This is a genomic window from Stutzerimonas marianensis (assembly GCF_022810315.1).
Taxonomy (GTDB): domain Bacteria; phylum Pseudomonadota; class Gammaproteobacteria; order Pseudomonadales; family Pseudomonadaceae; genus Stutzerimonas; species Stutzerimonas marianensis.
Genome location: NZ_JALGRD010000001.1, coordinates 462458 through 480136, shown reverse-complemented (window position 1 = coordinate 480136; position 17679 = coordinate 462458). Strand labels below are relative to the sequence as shown.

9 protein-coding genes are annotated in these 17679 nt (G+C 57.1%); 5 read left to right on the top strand and 4 right to left on the bottom strand.

Annotated features, from left to right (window positions below; all coding sequences use genetic code 11):
• Nucleotides 1-156: 156 nt before the first annotated feature.
• From MST27_RS02075 to MST27_RS02065, 3 genes are all read right to left on the bottom strand, one after another.
• Nucleotides 157-2205 (bottom strand): BCCT family transporter, encoded by a 2049-nt coding sequence (locus tag MST27_RS02075; protein WP_243604343.1) that lies wholly within the window; start codon nucleotides 2203-2205, stop codon nucleotides 157-159.
• A gap of 227 nt (nucleotides 2206-2432) precedes the next feature.
• Entirely contained in the window at nucleotides 2433-4565 is a 2133-nt protein-coding gene (locus MST27_RS02070; protein ID WP_243604342.1) for a TonB-dependent receptor, read from the bottom strand.
• Between the two features lie 124 nt (nucleotides 4566-4689).
• A complete protein-coding gene (locus MST27_RS02065; RefSeq protein ID WP_243604341.1) occupies nucleotides 4690-5160 on the bottom strand; it encodes a thermonuclease family protein in 471 nt (156 codons plus the stop codon).
• A 724-nt stretch (nucleotides 5161-5884) separates the two neighbouring features.
• On the opposite strand from MST27_RS02065, the gene MST27_RS02060 reads away from it, so the two are divergent.
• The 3 genes from MST27_RS02060 (at nucleotide 5885) to MST27_RS02050 (ending at nucleotide 12346) form a co-directional block, all read left to right on the top strand.
• A complete protein-coding gene (locus MST27_RS02060) occupies nucleotides 5885-6319 on the top strand; it encodes a hypothetical protein (protein WP_243604340.1) in 435 nt (144 codons plus the stop codon).
• Nucleotides 6320-6392: 73 nt separating this feature from the next.
• Nucleotides 6393-7931, top strand: coding sequence for a hypothetical protein (locus tag MST27_RS02055; protein ID WP_243604339.1), 1539 nt, complete (start codon nucleotides 6393-6395; stop codon nucleotides 7929-7931).
• 1763 nt (nucleotides 7932-9694) lie between these two features.
• The gene (locus MST27_RS02050) at nucleotides 9695-12346 is read left to right on the top strand and encodes a hypothetical protein (protein ID WP_243604338.1); all 2652 of its coding nucleotides are present in this window, start codon (nucleotides 9695-9697) and stop codon (nucleotides 12344-12346) included.
• A 529-nt stretch (nucleotides 12347-12875) separates the two neighbouring features.
• Here MST27_RS02050 and MST27_RS02045 read toward each other — a convergent pair.
• Nucleotides 12876-13373, bottom strand: coding sequence for a Panacea domain-containing protein (locus MST27_RS02045; protein ID WP_243604337.1), 498 nt, complete (start codon nucleotides 13371-13373; stop codon nucleotides 12876-12878).
• 988 nt (nucleotides 13374-14361) lie between these two features.
• Here MST27_RS02045 and MST27_RS02040 point away from each other — a divergent pair.
• Together MST27_RS02040 and MST27_RS02035 are read left to right on the top strand one after the other, a co-directional pair.
• Nucleotides 14362-14970, top strand: coding sequence for a hypothetical protein (locus tag MST27_RS02040; RefSeq protein ID WP_243604336.1), 609 nt, complete (start codon nucleotides 14362-14364; stop codon nucleotides 14968-14970).
• A 799-nt stretch (nucleotides 14971-15769) separates the two neighbouring features.
• Nucleotides 15770-16960: a tyrosine-type recombinase/integrase gene (locus MST27_RS02035; RefSeq protein ID WP_243604335.1), complete on the top strand. Its 1191-nt coding sequence runs from the start codon at nucleotides 15770-15772 to the stop codon at nucleotides 16958-16960.
• Nucleotides 16961-17679: the final 719 nt, after the last annotated feature.

The following is a 17679-nucleotide window of genomic DNA, read 5'->3' as shown; positions in this document are numbered from 1 at the left end:
GGCGCAAACCTAGCATGGGCGGGGGCATGCGCCAAGCGCGACGCCGCCTTGTGCCGCGTGACTGGCCGGTCACGTCGCTGGCTTGGTCGCAGTGCCCCTATCTATATAGATGAAAATGCCGAAGGCAGCCCGATCGGGTAACCCCCGGTGACCGGATCAGGCCGAACCCGGTCTGGGCTCGGTCTCACCGGTCAGCATCTCGTCGTGCTCGTCCATTTTCCACGGCAGGCTGCCGGGCGAGATATGAAGGAAGTGCAGGTATTTTTCGAACTGGTCGAGGATGTCGCTGATGATGTCCGCCTGGTCGTAGCCATAGACGTCGTAGTGCTGGCCGCCGCGACGCAGGAAGACTTCGGCCCGGTAGTACTGCTCCTCGGCTTCCGGGGCATCGGCGAAGGCGAACGCCGGCATGGCGTAGCCGACCGCCCTGATCTCATAGACGAAGTCGAGCTGGTCGTCCTTGATCACCTCCAGATACAGGCGCGAATTCGCCTCGTCGACGTGCACCTCGGCTGGCCAGCCCTGCTCGACCAGCCCGCGCTGGACCCGGCGCATACCCTTGAGCACGGTCGTCTCCATGAAGGTCTGCACCTGCTCGCGGTTGGGGAAGTTGACCAGTCCCGCCAGGCGCTTCTTCCACATTCCGGGCGCGGCGGTATTGGCCCGGTTCCCCTGGGTGAGGTTCTGCAGGCTCAGCTGATGCCCCTCGATGACCAGGGCACGCCACATGCCCAGCCCGGCCAGCATCATCAGGATGCAGAACGGCAGGCCACTGGCGATGGCCATGGTTTGCAGGGCGCTCAAGCCGCCGGCGATCAGCAGGGTGGCAGCGACCACCCCTTCGATGGTTGCCCAGAACACCCGTTGCCAGACGGGCGTCTGGATGGCGCCGCCGGCGGCGATGGAGTCGATCACCAGCGAGCCGGAGTCCGACGAGGTGACAAAGAAGGTGACGATCAGCAGTACCGCCAGAAACGAGGCGACCGACGACCACGGCAGGAGCTCGAACAGCTTGAACAGCGCAATGGCATTGTCCGCTTGCACGTCGGCGATAAGCGTCGTGTAGCCCTCGACCATGATCAGGTGCAGTGCGGTGTCGCCGAATACCGAGAACCAGAGGAAGGTGAACATGGTCGGCACGATCATCACGCCAAAGACGAACTGGCGGATCGTCCGGCCGCGGCTGATCTTCGCGATGAACAGGCCGACGAAGGGTGACCAGGAGATGGTCCAGCCGAAGATGAACAGCGTCCAGTTGCCGATCCAGTCGCTGCGGCTGTACGCCTGCAGGTTGAAGGTGCGTTCGACGATGTTGTTCAGGTAGCTGCCGGTGTTCTGCAGGAAGGTCTCGAGAATGAAGATGGTCGGGCCGACCGCCAGCACGAACAGCATCAGCACCGTGGCCAGCAGGATGTTGAGCAGCGACAGGTTCTTCACGCCCTTGTCCAGCCCGGCGACCACCGAGGCGATCGCCATTGCCGTGATGATGGCGATGGCCGTGACCTGCACGCCGATGCTGACCGGAATGTCCGGCCACAGGTAGTTCAGGCCCGCGTTGATCTGGGTGACCGACAGGCCCAGTGTGGTGGCGATGCCGAACAGCGTTCCGAGGATGACCAGCACGTCGACGAAGTGGCCGATCGGACCGTAGATGCGTTCGCCGATCAGCGGGTAGAGCGCCGAGCGCAGCGACAGCGGCAGACCATGACGGAACGAGAAATATGCCAGCGCCAACCCGACGATGCCGAAGATGCCCCAGATGTGGAAACCCCAATGGAAGAAGGCGATCTGCATCGCCTGTTTCGCCGAATCGACCGTCTCGGCCGCTCCGGCCGGGGGAGAGGCGTAGTGCAGAACGGGCTCGGCGACCCCGAAGAACAGCAGCGCAATGCCGTAACCGGCCGAAAACAGCATGGCGAACCAGGCCGGAAAACTGTATTGCGGCTCGGCGTGATCGGGGCCGAGCTTGATGTTGCCCCATTTGGTCAGGGCGATGCCGACGATGAAGACCAGGAAGAACGCCACCGACAGCATGTAGAACCAGCCGAAGTTGGTGGTGATGAACGCCAGGGTCGAGCTGAACAGCTCGCCGGCCAGGTCCGGGTTGCTGATGGTGCCGATGACCAGCAACAGCGTCACGATAACCGCAGGGACGAACACCGGAACGAGGATGATGGCTTTGGGTAGCTTCTTGTCTGCTTCCATATGTCGGTCGGCTCCCTGGTTGGAGAATGGGACGGAATACGGGTCGTGACTGCGCAAACGCCAGGTATCACCAGAAGGGTAGACGGTAGCGAGCGCCCGAATACTCACCAGAAATTCACGCCGCAGGGCTTGCGGGTGGCTGCAGGGCATCCGCTCAAGGGGCAGAAAGGGGCTGTTACGGTGCGCTCGAGAGGCGCCCGCCCCGAATGGGCGAGCGCGCGCGAGGCTTAGAAATTCACCGCATAGGACAGCGTGAGGGTCCGGCCTCGGCCGTTGAACACGCGGCCGTCGCGGGTGATCTTCGAACCCGTGTTGGCGGCCTGCGAGTAATAGGTCAGGTAATCCTCGTTGAACAGGTTCTCGACGCCGAGGCTGGCTTCGCCGACCGGCAGGCGATAGCCGACAAAGGCGTCGACCAGGCTGTAGCCGTCAAACTCGAGGCCGGGCGTATCGAAGTCGCGGCTGGCATAGTGGTTCACCTGTAGCAGGCTGTGCAGCTCGTCTGTCCAGTTGGCCTGCCAGCTCATGCCGTATCGATTCGGCGAGATGTTGGCGCCGTTGAGATCGGTGTCGACCTTGCCGTCGCCGTCGGTGTCCGAGCGGCCGTCGACCTGGGCGTACATCAGCTTCAGGCGATGGGCCTCGGTGACTTGCCAGCCGCCGGTGAACTCGACACCGTCGATTTCCGTACGCTCGCGACGGATCTGATAAACGCCACCCACGCTGTCCAGGCGCGAACCGAGATCGGCGTCGGACTCGTAGTAGCTGATCTCGGCATCGAAGGGCCCCTGCTTCAGACGCAGACCAATCTCGCGGTTCTCGGTGACCACCGGCTGCAGGTCGAGGAAGCTGTCGACGCGGGTGCCCGGCGTGCCGATGCCGCGCAGCACCCGGCCGACGTCGGGCATGCCGAAGCCTTCGGAGTAGTTGCCGAACAGTTGTACCCAATCGGAAACCTGCCATACGAAGCCGGCGTTGTAGAGGGTTTCCTCGAAGTTCGGATTGCCGCCTTCGACGTCCACGCCGCCAATCGCCGGATTGGTCGAGGCGATAGTGCGGAAGCTGTCGATCTCAAGTTCGGCGAACTCATGGCGCACCCCGGCAAAGAGGGTGAGCGATTCCAGTGCACGGATCTCGGCCTGCAGGAAAGGCGCGTAATTGCGGAACACTGTCTCGGGCACCCATTCGCGGTCGGTCAGGATCAGCTGCTGGCGGGTGGTGTCCTGTAACACATCGAGGCCGCCCGTCAGCCGCAGGTGATCGTCGAGCAGGCCGTCGCGACTCAGGGTCAGCTTGCCGCCGATCTTGTCCGACTCGTTTTGCGACTGGTCGAACAGGGTGCCGATTGGCGCGATGCTGGCGTCCTGGAAGGTGCCGTTGGTTCCACCACCGAAACGCGCGCGAAAGCGCTGGGTGTAGAGCTGCAGGCCGAGTTCGTTGCCGTACAGGTCGGCATGCTTGTAGGTGAGGCTGCTTGCCAGCGTCTCGTTCTGCGGTGCCTTGCCCTGCGGGTCGCCCTTACGCGAGGTCGCGGGAACATTGGCGTCGGCGTCGCCCGGTACGTTCACGTACTCGTGCTCGCCTTCGACCTCATAGCGGTTGAGCATGAGGGACAGGTTCTGGTTGTCATCGATCCAGTAGCCAAGCTTGACCATCAGGTCCTGGCTCGTGGAATCCATGACGTCACCTTGGGTGTCGTCGACCCCGATCAGTTCGCCGTTGGCGTCGTAGAACATCCCCTGGGTCTGCCAGCTGGCTGCAGCGAGGTAGTCGAAGTTGCCTTCGGTGCCTTCGACGCGGTAATCCAGCTTGTAGCCCAGGCCTTCGGATTCATAGTCGATGGGGGTGGTCAGACTGGCCCCGGCATGCTGGCGCAGCGTGCCACTTGCGGGGCGCCGCGTGACGTAGTTGATGATCCCGCCGGTCGCGCCCAGGCCGTGTTCGGCACTGGCGCCGTGGATCACCTCGATGCGCTCGACCATCGACAGGTCAATGACATAGCCATCGCGCTGGCTGTCGCGAAGGGGCGTCGACTGCGGCACGCCGTCAATGAGGATCAGCGCTGAACGACCACGGAAGGTTTCACCGGCGCTGCTCATCTTCTGCCGGCTTGGCGAATAGGACGGGATCAGGTTGCTCAGCACCGCGCCATGGTCGGACGTAATCGCCAGCTGTTGCTCGATTTGCTCTCGGTCGATGACGGTGATCTTCTGGGGTGTCTTGCCCGCTTCGCTCTGGGCGCGGGTGGCGCTGATGGTCACCGTCTCGAGTTCGGTCGCCGGTTCGGCCACTGTCGGCGGGGACACAAGGCTCAGGGTGGCCAGGGAAACGGACAGGCACAGACAACTTTTGCGTAACACGTAGGTGCTCCCGGTCTTGGTATTGTTGGGGAGCGTGACGTTAAACTAAATGCAAATTGTTTTCATTAAATTTGCGTGGTGTCGAGGCATCTGCTGGACGTGCAGCCAGCCGATGCGTAAGTGTTCAGCGCCTGGCCTCGCGCCATTGCCAGGGGGGTTGCCTGTCCGGCTTGGGCAGCGCCCAGAGGCCGCGCTTGAATTCGCGGGCTACCGCTTCGAGAGCCCGCAGATTTCGATCGGTCATGTAATCGGGATCGGCCCAAGCGGCCCCGGACCGGACCATTTCGGCGTTTACGTCCGTGTCGCCTGCTCTGACGCGCGCCAGTGTCCGACCGTGGCGATCATGCCCCTGCACCACAAGGGTGACATCCTTGCCGAAGATGTACCCAGACAGGGCGTGCTGCGCCTCCAATCCGTATACCTGGCGAGCCTCCGGTGCGTCGATCTCCGCCATTCGAACCCGCACCCGCTCCTGTTTGGCCGTCAGGCACGCGAAGATGTCACCGCCCGCGATCCCTATGACGCGGCAGTCGATCGACTCCGCCGAAGCGGGCAGAGCCGTGGCAAGCAGGACGGCAAGCAAGTAACGCAGCATGTGAACCTCCGGCGAAGCGAGGCGCGAGGTTAGCAGTCTGGTCGGCGAGGGGCAGGGAGCTGTGTCTCAGATGGGGCTGCGGCTGTGGGCAAAATCGCAGGCAACAAAAAACCGGCTCATGGCCGGTTTCTGGTGTTTCGGAGGATGCACCACTCGAAACGAAATGAGTGGTGCCCAGGGACGGAATCGAACCGCCGACACGGGGATTTTCAAGACGCAGGGCTTGGAAATTGGGCAAGTTTTTACTGAGCTTCGACGGGCAATGCTAGGCAGCTTAGGGCTCGCTCGTCCCGGCCCGATCAAACCCCAATCGACCATGCCTAGCCAAGGCATGGTCGGCCTACGGTAGGTGCGGTAAGCCTCGCCCGACGACCAGTTGGCCGGCGCGGTGAACGCCCTTTGTGTTTCCCTTCCGGAAAAAAACAGCAATAGACCGGCAGGAAAGAGTCTGTATTCAAGCCGCAATCTTAGAGATGGTGCGACCTTCGGTGCCTGCTTCTAGAAGCGCCGAGGGCCGATAGTGAGAGCATAAGATCGGTTTCGGATCGGATGGCCCGCGAGGTAAGCCGCTACACGACGGCTCCAAGTACTGCTTAGCTGTGCTCAACCCGACAGCACTTATCTAGCTGACCCAGATTAGGTTCGTGATTTCATACGATTTGATCTCAAGTAATCAGCGCTGGATCCGATATGAAAAGGATCATCTGGGGTTTGGAAGACGGCAATGTTCGGTTCATTGGTTGGCAAGGCAAAGGCTTTGGGCGGCTCTGTCGCGGACAAGGTTGTCACGTTGAAGGATGGTGTCACCGACAAAGTGGCGAACGCAAAAGATGTCGTGCTGGAATCGGTAGACGCGAGCACGACTCCTGTCATCGGGCGCATCGAAGCCTATTGGCCCACGATTGAAAGAGTGTTGGTCGAAGGCTTGCTCGCAGTAGCACACGACCGCCTGAACGATGACGCAACGTTCGTCTGGGCTGTGGACAAAGCCTTTGAGCTGCTGCCCACACCCGTGCGGCTGGTGGTGCCTAGAACCGCCCTGCATGAGCATTCGCTGCGCCACCGCGAAACCATCATAAAAAAACTTGAGGCCGTTCAGGCGCAGCGCCTTGCGCTGACAGCACCTGAGATCGCGGTCGGCACTGAAACGAACGGTTGACACACTCGCCCGCAAAACGCAACTAATTCCGTGCGCCGAAACCGCGGACGGAGCTCCTTAAGGGACCGAACTCATGGAAAAGCTGTTACTCGACGCATTGCAAGCCTCACCTACGAAGGGGCTATACATTAGTCCCGACATACCTCGCAAGAAATCTGATAACGCTTATGCCTGTTATGGCATACCGCCCTCTGCAAAGGTGTTCGCGATTGTCGATACGACGGTTTTCGGCTCTGCCAAAAATGGACTTGCGTTTACCTCCGAAGGTCTATTCTGGAAGAACGACTGGACCACGACATCCGCTAAAACATGTATGTCTTGGGAAGAGTTTGAATCATCTGCGGATGCCCGGAGTACGAAAGGGTTTGACCTTCTGTTGGGTGGCGGGTGTGCGCTCGGAATGTCCGGGTGTGACATGAAGCCAAAAGAATTGCTGCAGTTAATGACGAATATTGCGGCTCTCATGAAGCCTGCCGCTGATGACGCAGCGCAGCCAATGGCAGCAGTTGCTTCGCAACAGGTGGCCAGCACCGAACTCGCGGATCAGACGGAGCAAATCATCGCTCCGGCGCCCGCAGACGATTCATTAAACGTGCCGCAGGCCCCTGCGCCACGGCCTGCTCCCGCCTTCGAGGGCAGCTATCACCAGCCGCATCTAAAGATTGTCAATGCAGTGGCTAGTAGGCACCGGTTGGCGCAGCAGGTTCAGGTCGCGCCTTCCATCAAAGTTTTTAAGATAAAGAAGGTGCTAGAAATATCCGCCGGACAGATCAAGCCTTACGACGTGTTACTTATCGTTGACAATACTTTTTTGCAGACCGCCAAAGACTTTCTTGTAGTTACACCGCAGTGTTTGTGGGCTAAGGGCACGCTCAGAAAACTCGACAAGTTTCCTTTGTCTGAGATCAGAAGTATTCGCTGTGAGGCTAAAAATCTCTATATCAATGACTATGATTTTCAGTATCTCGATCAATTGACGGAAAACGAAGTGCTTGTGCTGACAAACATGCTCAAGGACCTAGTCGGCGTACTTCGCGGCAATACGGATGAGTCGGAGCCCGGAGGAGAGTGCCTGCCGACCTTTTTAGACGAGCTGCTTTCACGGTCATTTGAAAAGGTGATCGGCAATACCCTTTCTCGATTGGAAGCGACAAGCAATCCGGAAGCTCGCGAAGCTGTGTCACTGCTAACAGGCTGCCTATGCAAAGTTTTCTATGAGGTGAATGTTCAACTTCAGAATTCCAATGCGGATCGAGGCGCTCTGCTGGGGCAGTACTTACTGGCGCAAAACGTCGCTTCCGTTTTAGCGCTCAGAGGGAGCGAGCAACTTTGGCAAAGCGTTGAATTGCAGGCCATGTACGCAATGATCCAGGGCGAGCTGACTTCACAGCTGCTCACCCAAGCGGAGCGGGCAGGAATCGACGTAGTTCATAACAAGATTTGGTATCTACGCATTCTAAGGTGTGTCATGGAGGCCGACACACTAGAGCAAGGCGTTAGCAATTTAGAGCAAGCGTTTGGACGCCTAACGGCCGCGCAAGAGGAGGCCGTAGAATCTGCGCTCAAGCGCATCGAAGCGGTTCAAGATTTGTTTGTCGGTGCGTTGCAATAGACCGAGACTATTGTGAGCCTGTTCGCGTATGAACAACGCCTTGCAGGCTCCGCAACCCGCTGCAGAACCCTAAGCAATCAGGTTGATCGGCGCCGTCTCGGATAGTCGGCAGCGAAGCGCGGCGTGCGGATATGGCTCCTGGCGCCGGCTTAGGCATGTGTTCTTTCGTGCAAACGCAGCTAAACGATACGAGCCGCCGTTAGGATCGGTTTCGTATCGCGAAGCCCTTTGGTTCCCTCTAGCTCTGCTCAACCTCCGAAGTCGCCTCGTGCTGCCGATCTTCGTAGGCGATGATCTGCTGTAGGGTGCTGCGAAGTCCGGATCGGTTCTGTATCGGGCAGCTGTTGGGCTACCCTAATTCTGCTGACTTTCCGGACTCGTATCGCTTTGGCTTAGCATCGTGTCTGGCTCTGACGATAGATCCTTACACCACGAATAAAAACGGACGGCTCCAGCAACAGACCCAGCAACTGCAGCGACTCCGCAAACGACCGGAGCGACGCTCACTATCAACGGTGCGCTGGTTAGGCCGAGAGCAACAGCCGCCGCGGACAAACCGGTTGGTGCGGCGGCTGCCGCCGCGGTGCTTACTGCAACCGATGTAGCGGTGGTAAGGCCCGCTATGGCCGTCGTCGACTTAGCTAGCTCCTCATGCCGCCCAAAGCGCTTCCTCAGCTTCCTTATCATGCTCAACTCCGTGCGTATTCGCTTCTGACTGCCTAACCTAGAAATGTGCGCCGCGGCGGCGGCCCAAGCGCATTAAGCAGAATGATGTCTGTTTGCTATCCCGTTCGCTAGCGATTCCCTTATGTAGCACAGCAGCAACCGCTACCGTTCGTCGGAAATCCAAGGTCTCCAAAGGGGGTGTTTTGTCGACCCGCAACTACCTTTTCATGACGACATTTTTTGTGTCGCTAGCGCTTTTATCCGCGCCCTCCTGGCCTTCCCCGGCTTAGCCCGACCAGCGGTAGGAAATGGTGGCTTCGGAAGCTCCTGGTCAGGCGTGCTATCGCGTACGTAGCGTTAGATGGCGAGCTGTTAGCGGTACGGTCGATTTACAAAGCTTTCTTTAGTTGTCTCTAGTCACAAGCTTCCAGCTTATTAGCTCTCATTTGGCTCTGGCGGACACGATGATTGCTATGTAGGATCCCGCCCCACAGATCGCTTTGACGTTAGGTTAATAGCGAATACCTACCCTGCGGACTAATAGCGTCCCAGCATCCAGAGCTGTGCCCCCTCCAGCCCCTGCACTCAATGCGGGTCTCGCCGAGAAGCCTATCGAGCATTGTTCTTAGGCTAAGCAAACTGGATCCGTCCAGTTTCCCAGTTGCGCTGTTGTCGACTTGACCGAAGCACATCGAATACCGATGACGCTCTGTGCCCTTTTGCCCAGAGATAACGCTGCACTTATGCGGCTGTGTTTCCTCGTCGACTTTCCCCATTAACTGGAGGTTGGTATGGCTACGTATAAAAGACCGATTCGTCTGCCGAATCGCGACGTTTTCCCTTTTTCCTTGAACACGTCAGTTCAATTAGTGCCCGGTCGTGGCGTCATCGTTAAAGATGGTGCGTTGATGGCTTGGCTGCCTGAGCCCGATGACGAGCGGGCTGCCGATATCCGCGACGCCCTAGTCGACGTCGTCTTAAACCTCCGTTCTGCGCCTCAGCCTGACTGGCGAGAACTCGCATAAACAACCATTACATCCTTTATTCGCCGGAACGGCTTCGTTCCGGCAATCGATTCGCTTTGTCAGGTATTAGTTATGAGTCAGGAATGCTCGATTTTGACGACCCAGAACTCCGCGCCGGCCGTGATCGACTGGTGTAACGCTGTTGAGGGGGAATTCAAGCAAGAGAGTTACACCGCTCCGATTGACTTCGACGCTGACTCGTTGCTGAAGCGGTCTGAGCAGACGCTACGACACCAGATCGCTGAAGCGACCCGTGATCCAAGCATTCCGTTTGCCGGTCTTGGGCCCTCGGTAACCGTTGGCATTGATTGCGAGTGGGTACGGGACCCTGCCGGTGACGGGAACATCATTCTGAGCGCTCAGTTTTTCTTGGTCGGTGAAGACGGTGATTTCTCCAAAATCTTTTACACCGCAGGTAAGTCCCGTGAAGGTCGACTTCGTCTAGGTCATCTACTGGCTCAAGTGATAGACGGGGCGATGGATGCTGGGGCAATCCGTGAGTGGCCTCGCCAGGTCGTGGCCTGTGGCTTCTTTTTTCGAGCGGACCTAGCTGCCTTCGCTGACTTACCCGAGTTCAAAAATAAGTTAGATAGCGTTGGCGGCAGTGTGGCTTCAGTACGCTCCGACGTGACTTTTGATGTCCCTGTAAGGACCCAGGAAAGCTTCGTCATGGTCCAAGCCGGTGTGCTGCGTCGTCTCTCCGTTTCTTTTATCGATATGGCTCGGCATGCTCCGGTCGGTACGACGTTGGATATGGTGGGCGAGCAGATTGGTCTTCCTAAGATTGAGCTTCCTCACGGCATGATCGAGCGGATGGATAAATATCTCGCTTTGGACAAAGCTGGCTTTGAGACATATGCAATACGTGATGCTGAGATTGCGGCGAAGTTTTACCTTCGACTCCGAGACGCAGCGAAGCTCTGGACGGGAAGAGATAGCCTGCCTGCTACGAGCAGCGGCCTTGCCGTCAGGTTGTTCCGAAAATGCCTAGACGAGGCTGGATTTGATTTCGACGCGGTATTCGGCAAGCGCGAGCAAACTAGCCAAATCTGGGACAGGGACCGAAATGCGCTTAGGACGATAAAAACATCCGTCCCAAATCAACTAAGGGCTATCCATGCTCCTTTCGTTTCTTCCTGCTATCTAGGCGGCCGAAACGAGTGCTTCTCTTTTGGGCCCAGCGCTGTCGGGCTGTGGAACGACTTCGATCTTAGAGGGGCATATACGACAGGACTCGTCTATCTTAGGCAGATTGATTACGACGGCGCGTTCACCACTTGCGACGTCGAGAACTTCACGGGCCACGTGGCAGGTTTTGCTAAGGTCCGGTTTTCCTATCCCGCCGGTACGCGTTTCCCTGGTCTCCCGGTACAGACTGAGCGGAATGGTTTAATTTTTCCTTTAACTGGAGTGAGCTATTGCACCGCCCCGGAGATCGAAGCGGCACTTGCCGTTGGGTGCGACTTGCACATTCAGCATGGCGTTGTGTTCCCTTGGAAAGAGGGAAGCGATACACGCATCTTTGAAACGTTCACAACCCACATAAGAGATCTCCGAGCGCGATATCCCAAGGGCAGCCTCGATGAGCAGTATGCGAAGCTCATTGGAAACGGGCTATATGGCAAGCTTGCGCAGGGATTACACGCGAAAAACGTTTTCGATACTCGGACGGAGAAAAGTGTTGAGCTGCCTCATTCGGTACTGACAAACGAGGTTATGGCGGCGATGGCTACCGGTTTTATCCGGGCTGTTCTGGCAGAAGTACTTGCCGGCCTCCCCAATCACCGAAACGTACTGAGCGTTACTACTGACGGTTTCCTAACCGACGCGACCTTTGAGGAGCTGGACCTTTCAGGCCCTATGGCGACTCGCTTCCAGACTTTGTGCGAGCGCGTGGCGCCCGGATCTAAAATGATGGAGCTCAAGCATCAAGTCCGGCAGATTGTCGCCATGAAGACTCGCGGGCAACTAACAGGGTTGCCTATGGAGAAGGGCGATACCGCTGTTGTGCTGGCCAAGGCCGGGATATCGCCGCCTGTCCCGAAAGGCGAGCACAACCGCTGGATGCTTGACCTGTTCATGCGACGCACGCCTGAGGATAAGACCCAGATTAGGCCCTTCGTGAGTCTGCGCCAGCAATGGCTGGATGACCTGGATCTGGTTCGCTTCGACCGCCCTGTTCGCCTGAACCTCGAATTCGACTTCAAGCGCTGCCCCGTCTCCCCCGTCATGGCAACGTTGGGCTATGGCGAGCATTTGGCATTCGAAACCGTGCCCTGGACGACCGTTGAGGCGGCGAAGCGCGCTCGGGTTATATTTGACGAATGGAGACGTAAGCGGTGTCTTAAAACGCTTTCCGACTGGGAGAGTTGGAGTGACTTCTACCAATTCACGATTGCTCGCGATCGCCATCGAAGCAGTACCGGAGGCCTGGCGATTCTGTATAGCACTGAGGGCAGCGTCGGGGTAATGCGTCGGATGTTCCTGCGAGCTTATACTCAGGGGGCGTGGGGCATCAAAGCGACGATGAGCTATTCCGAGCTAGCGTCGTGGTTGACTTCCGAGGGGTACCCAACCAGCCCGTCTGAGGTGAAGAACGCGAAGCGGGCGAAGTTAGCTGAGAACCTCGTACCCTCGACGGGAAAGGTGCTAAAGCTTATCTCCTTACTGAAGGAGTCGTTTCCCTCGATGGACGTAGAAAGGTTCTTGATCCAAGCGGAGTAACGAGAGGGTTTGTGAAGGGCATGCCGCTTTTGAGCGGCATGCCCTTTTTATGGCACTGAGATTTTCGGGCTCATGTGGCCGTTTCCGTTGATGTTTTGGCGCGAAAGCTTGGATGAGTAACCATAAGCTACTCCTTTTTTCCATTGGCTGGAAAAAGCCCTCTGATTACACCCAGAAACGCAGCAAACAAGTTCACTGAGGTTGCTGTGGTTATTGCTATCAATAAATTGTCCGAGAAAGGGGGGTTGGTAGTATAGTAGGTAGCGCAGCCCGCCCAGACCAAAAGAAGAGCCCAGAAGAGCACGCCACCGACTGCGAATCGGAAAGCGAGTCCTGCGTATTTTTTTCGTAAGTCTCGCTCGGCTTTCCGATCCTGGACATGCTCGTCAATAATCCTATTTCGATCTTCACGGCCTAGTTCCGACGTAGGCGGTACATCCTCTAATTGAGTCGGAATGCCCGCCTCAGGTGACTTTGGGATCGCACCTTCCGGAACTGTAAAGGAGGGCACTTGAGTTGCTGGCATTGTTCAAGCATTCCCCGGGTGAATATTTTCAGCCATGGTCTGTAGGGAAATCGGCCCTCCATCAGGGGGGCCGCTAATAGCCCAAGCTGTTCCTGGTTGATGGGTCATCTGTGACAACTGCCAGCCTGAAATTGGCCCGTAGACCCTGATCGCTTCATCAATGAAGCTAACCGCCTCTTCGTCATTCCAATTTATTTCTGGCACTACTACTTCGTAGGCAAATGGATTTTCCCTGGTGGGGCGGGGGACTATTGTTGAGCCTGGCGCCTTAATTTCTGAAGCGCCATATCCCTTGAACTCATGGTATATGGAAGGAATTACTGGCCCGTAAGTCCACCTAGTGAATACATCATCGAAAAGTGGCTGGTTACGGTACTTGTAGTACCAAGACTGTACATAAAAAAGTAACTTTTGAAGTTTCATTGGTGTCAGCCCTGGTAACTTATTTTCCTGGGCTCGCCTGATGAAGGCGTTCGCAACCGCGAGTGCTGAATATGCCATACGCCCTCCTTTCGTCTGCTTAGGATAGCTATTGGTAAATGGGCGCGAATCTGACCAAGTCAAGCTAGGCGTCGCGCCAGACTTTTTGATAGGGCACGACACTGTATGTGTAAACAGCACTCTGCCGCAAGCATCGCTTGGCAGTGCTTTTACGACAGGGGAGGCGCGCAGCCTCCCCTGTCCGCAACAGATGATTGTCTCCCACCCACTTCTGGAGCTGGTATGCCCGCCGCGTTTAATGTCGTTTCGCCCCCCCCGCCTCAGGCCGTCCATTTCGATTGGCTGGTTCAGGCTGCTGCGCTCCGAGGTAAAGCCCTTCACCTGGCAGTCGCGCTTGCTTGGTTGGCTGCGACCAGAAACAGCGCGGGGGTTTCCCTAACTCGTCGAACCCTAGCCAAGTGGAGCATCTCCCGTGACGCTTGCTATGCCAATCTCCGTAGCCTCCAGGATGCTCAGCTTGTTCGAGTGTGGCGGCTCCCCGGCCGGGCTGCCCATGTCATCCTGACAGAGCCTGGAACAGACAAACCATTGCTTCCTGTGGTGAGTCAGCTCTGAGTGTCGTTACGTCTCTCTTGCGGTAAGGCGGGTCCATATAAAACCGATCAGTTTGTCACCCTGCCGTCTTTCGCTTCCGTTGCCGTAATAGTTGGTCCCCCTAGTTACATATCCTCCTCTTGGTCTACGACCGCTGCATCGCCGATGGCTGTTGCCTTCGGGTTACTACGTATCTCACCAAGGAGCGTTATGTGCTTACTTCCTTTCTGCCCCAGGCATTGCGTTTTGCTGCCATACCCGCTGTTTCGACCAGCCCGCTTGCGGCTGTCCTCGTTCCCGTGCTGGCTTATGTAGCTACCCAGCGCAGCATCAAGCTTAAGGTGTCGATCGGCTAGCACCGATTGACGAGAGGTTCCGTTGTTAATAATTAGCCCCTAAGGCCATCCGGCCTTAGGGGCTTTTCTTTTCCGACGTCTGTCAGGGAGAGTTATGTATGGATGAAGCAATAGTCCATTTGTCACTGAAGCATGCCGAGGCCACCAAGACTGGCAAATACGCAACAGGCAAAGTTAGTTACCGAATCCTCACTGACGCCAAGCACTGCGATCTGTTCGTCGTGCTTGTCGGCAATCAAGGTGGCGGTTGGTATTCGAAAGAAATTGTCCCCTTTGATCAGGTTGAGGCCGCAGCTAAGCGTTCCGGCGCGTCTGGGTCCGTATCCTCGAAGCAATTTCGGCAATGTTTCGTTAGTCGGTCGGTCAACAATGCGGGCTTCCTCGTAGCTGTGCTTCATGCCGAAGGGCTGCTGGAGCCTGACGCAGAAAATGCTAACCAGCATGTGCTTATTAATGATTGGTCTGGTTGGAAAGAACAGCTACTTGCCTTGGAGGGCGAGCCGTACGCTCCAGCTCTAGGCAAAGTGGTAGGGCCCGCCACCTTACCTGCCGACACTGCCCCCGCGAAGAGCGCCAAGCCTCGCCGAGCAAGCCGTGCTAGTACCGGTGCGGCATCGGGAGCAGATGGACAAAATCCAGTTATAACCAACGCCTTCACGACGGTGACCGGCGGAACGAGCGAGGAAAGCGATGATAGTAATTCGTGACCCCCGCCAGCTCACAGATTTTCCGCCTAGCCTTATCAAACGGCTGCTTCAGCAGCACTTGATCAACCTTTCCGAGGATCAACCCTACGATCCAGACGTGCATGGTTTCTTCGTCATCGCTGAGCGGGGTGACGATATTGACCAAATTGAACGGGTGTCTGGTTGTGCTCTGAGGGAGAGCTGGTTTGAGGATTGTGTATTCGGCGAGGAGGGCTTCATTCCTCGCTGGGAGTGGCTCGAATACCATCCAGGTGGGGCCGGCGGGGGGAGCTGTTACGAGATTGTCTACATTCTCAACGACAGCGGCTTCGGTGCGGTAATCATCGTTCCAGACGAGCCCTATACAGATCCTACTCTCCTAGCGCTATGCCGAGCACACGTTCTCTCTTCCTAGTGGGTTCCTCTCGCTCGTCCCGGTGCGTTCAAAGACCCCTTTAACCGCTGCTTTCGCCCGATTTCGGTCTGGGGGACCGGCAAGGGACCGCTCGCGGTTAGGCCCCGTCCTCCCATTACACGCGGTGCGAACCGTAGCCCCATCTACGTCTAGCTCATAGACGTGGAATGGTTCGCGCTCGGTCTCGCGACACGGGGATTTCGGCGACGTGGAGCGGTAAGAGAGTTTTTGTTCGCTCGCATCGGGTTTCGCCGAGGTGAGTAGCTGATTGTCCCCGGCTCACTTTTCAAAAAAAGTGAGTTTCTGAACAAACCGATAGCGGCTCGGCATATCGCCCCCGCCCTGTTAAGCCGCCCCGGTCCGAAGCCGGTGGCGGCTTTGTTTTTTCAGGCATTCGAGGCCCCTATGACCCTAAAGAAGTTCGTATTCACTGACCGTCTGATCAAGCAACTCCCGTCTCATGACCCCAGCTCCGCCTCAAGATCTGCGGAATATTCGGATGCCACAGTTATCGGCCTCCGCGCAGTCGTTGGTACCAACGGCAACAAGTCCTTCGCCTTCCGCTACCAACTGGTAGGAGGACGGAAGCGCTGCGCTCGCATCGGTACGTTCCCGGCCATTTTGGTCAGCGAGGCCCGGAAGATTGCGCTTGAGATGCGTGCTGTCGTCGACCGAGGCGGCGATCCGCAAGACCGCGTTGATCGTATGAAGGCCATGCCGACATTTGCTGAATTCTGGGATGGCGAATATGCGCCGTACGCCGCCCAGGCCAAGAAATCGTTTCGAAACGATGAATCGAAGGTGCGTATCCATCTGAAGCCTCGCTTCGGCTCACTTCGTCTATGCGATATCGGCGTCAGGGATGTCCAGCTGCATCACGCTTCGATGAAGGCCAGTCACACCGCCGCCACCGCCAATCGGCATCTTGCGCTGTTAAGCGCAATCTTTCGAAAAGCCGTGGAATGGGAGCGTATCGACAAAAACCCAGCCGCCGGCATCAAGCCCTTTCGGGAGCTGAACCAGCATCAGCGATTCCTTACAAGCGACGAGATAGCGCGCATATTTCAGGCGATGGATGGCGAAGCGAATAAGACTGCCGTCGCTGCGCTGAAGCTCTTGCTGCTAACCGGGACGCGCCGTGAGGAGGCACTACAGGCCCGCTGGGAGCATGTAGACCTAGACGCTGGCCAGTGGTGGCTTCCGATAACCAAAGCGGGCCGTGGCCGCTATGTAGCGCTCAGCGAGGTGGTGAAGGACCTCCTTGCTTCGCTTCCGAGCCGGGGCAAGTCGTCGTGGGTCTTTCCTGGCCGGGACGGCGACAAGCCGCTCAATAATCCGAGAAAAGCGTTCGGTCGAATTCTTGATTCGGCAGGCGTGGAGCACCTTCGAATTCACGACCTTAGGCATTCGTTCGCTAGCTTAGCGGTCAACGCAGGTGCCACGTTGTACCAAGTCCAAGGATTGCTAGGCCACAGCTCCGCTCAAATGACTCAGCGATATGCTCACTTGGCTGATAGTGGTCTTCGACGAGCAAGCCAGGCGGTAGCGGATTTCGTTACTGCGGCTGTTAATCAAGCTGCTAGAACGGACGAATGAAGCGGCATCAACGGTCAGTTCATAGGAGCGCCCGAACCGCAAACTGTGCAGGCGCTTCGCTTCAGACCAGAGTGTTCCACGCCCTAATGCGTACATCGCATTTCAGAGCCTATTCAAGGACCCGCGTTGGGCATCGTAGCTCACTTGACCGAAGCGTCCGAGCGATTCCGCATATCAGGGTTTCCTTTGCAGTGACGCGACTCCCAATCCCTATCCCATTGTATAAATATGAGCCTGCAGGTGGTTTCGCTATAACTAGATTGCCCCCGTCGGCTGCTATGTGAACTCGACTTGGTTCGCGGGTCAGCTCCTTGATGTTTCCTGTTACCGGGGACAGTAGAGTAGGCCACACGAGAAACTTCTCCAGTCCCATTTCTTTAGATTTCGGTATGGAGGCCATCGCGACGTCTTTTTTCCCGCTAAGCTCGGCTACGCTAATCACATACATTTCCGTGGGAGGTCGGTAACTTGAGGGGTCAGTTTCGTTCAGATGAGGGCTACGTAATACCACCCGCACAAAACCAACCCAATCTTCTGCACGAAGCTCGCGATCAAAGGGGCGTGCCGATGAATGTGACATCGCAATCTTCAGCCTACTCTTTGCTCTAACTTCTAGCTTCTGTCCGCAGGCGATGCATATCAAGTCAGGTGTTCGTTTTCTCTTATGAAAGACTTCCTTAAATACCTCAGTCGTGCCGGCCCCGTATCCGTCGAATACA

Bases quoted from the DNA above. Each gene is read 5' to 3' on its own strand.
- MST27_RS02040 (WP_243604336.1), top strand. From the start codon at position 14,362: ATGGATGAAGCAATAGTCCATTTGTCACTGAAGCATGCCGAGGCCACC.
- MST27_RS02065 (WP_243604341.1), bottom strand. From the start codon at position 5,160: ATGCTGCGTTACTTGCTTGCCGTCCTGCTTGCCACGGCTCTGCCCGCT.
- MST27_RS02050 (WP_243604338.1), top strand. From the start codon at position 9,695: ATGAGTCAGGAATGCTCGATTTTGACGACCCAGAACTCCGCGCCGGCC.
- MST27_RS02060 (WP_243604340.1), top strand. From the start codon at position 5,885: ATGTTCGGTTCATTGGTTGGCAAGGCAAAGGCTTTGGGCGGCTCTGTC.
- MST27_RS02035 (WP_243604335.1), top strand. From the start codon at position 15,770: ATGACCCTAAAGAAGTTCGTATTCACTGACCGTCTGATCAAGCAACTC.
- MST27_RS02045 (WP_243604337.1), bottom strand. From the start codon at position 13,373: ATGGCATATTCAGCACTCGCGGTTGCGAACGCCTTCATCAGGCGAGCC.
- MST27_RS02075 (WP_243604343.1), bottom strand. From the start codon at position 2,205: ATGGAAGCAGACAAGAAGCTACCCAAAGCCATCATCCTCGTTCCGGTG.
- MST27_RS02055 (WP_243604339.1), top strand. From the start codon at position 6,393: ATGGAAAAGCTGTTACTCGACGCATTGCAAGCCTCACCTACGAAGGGG.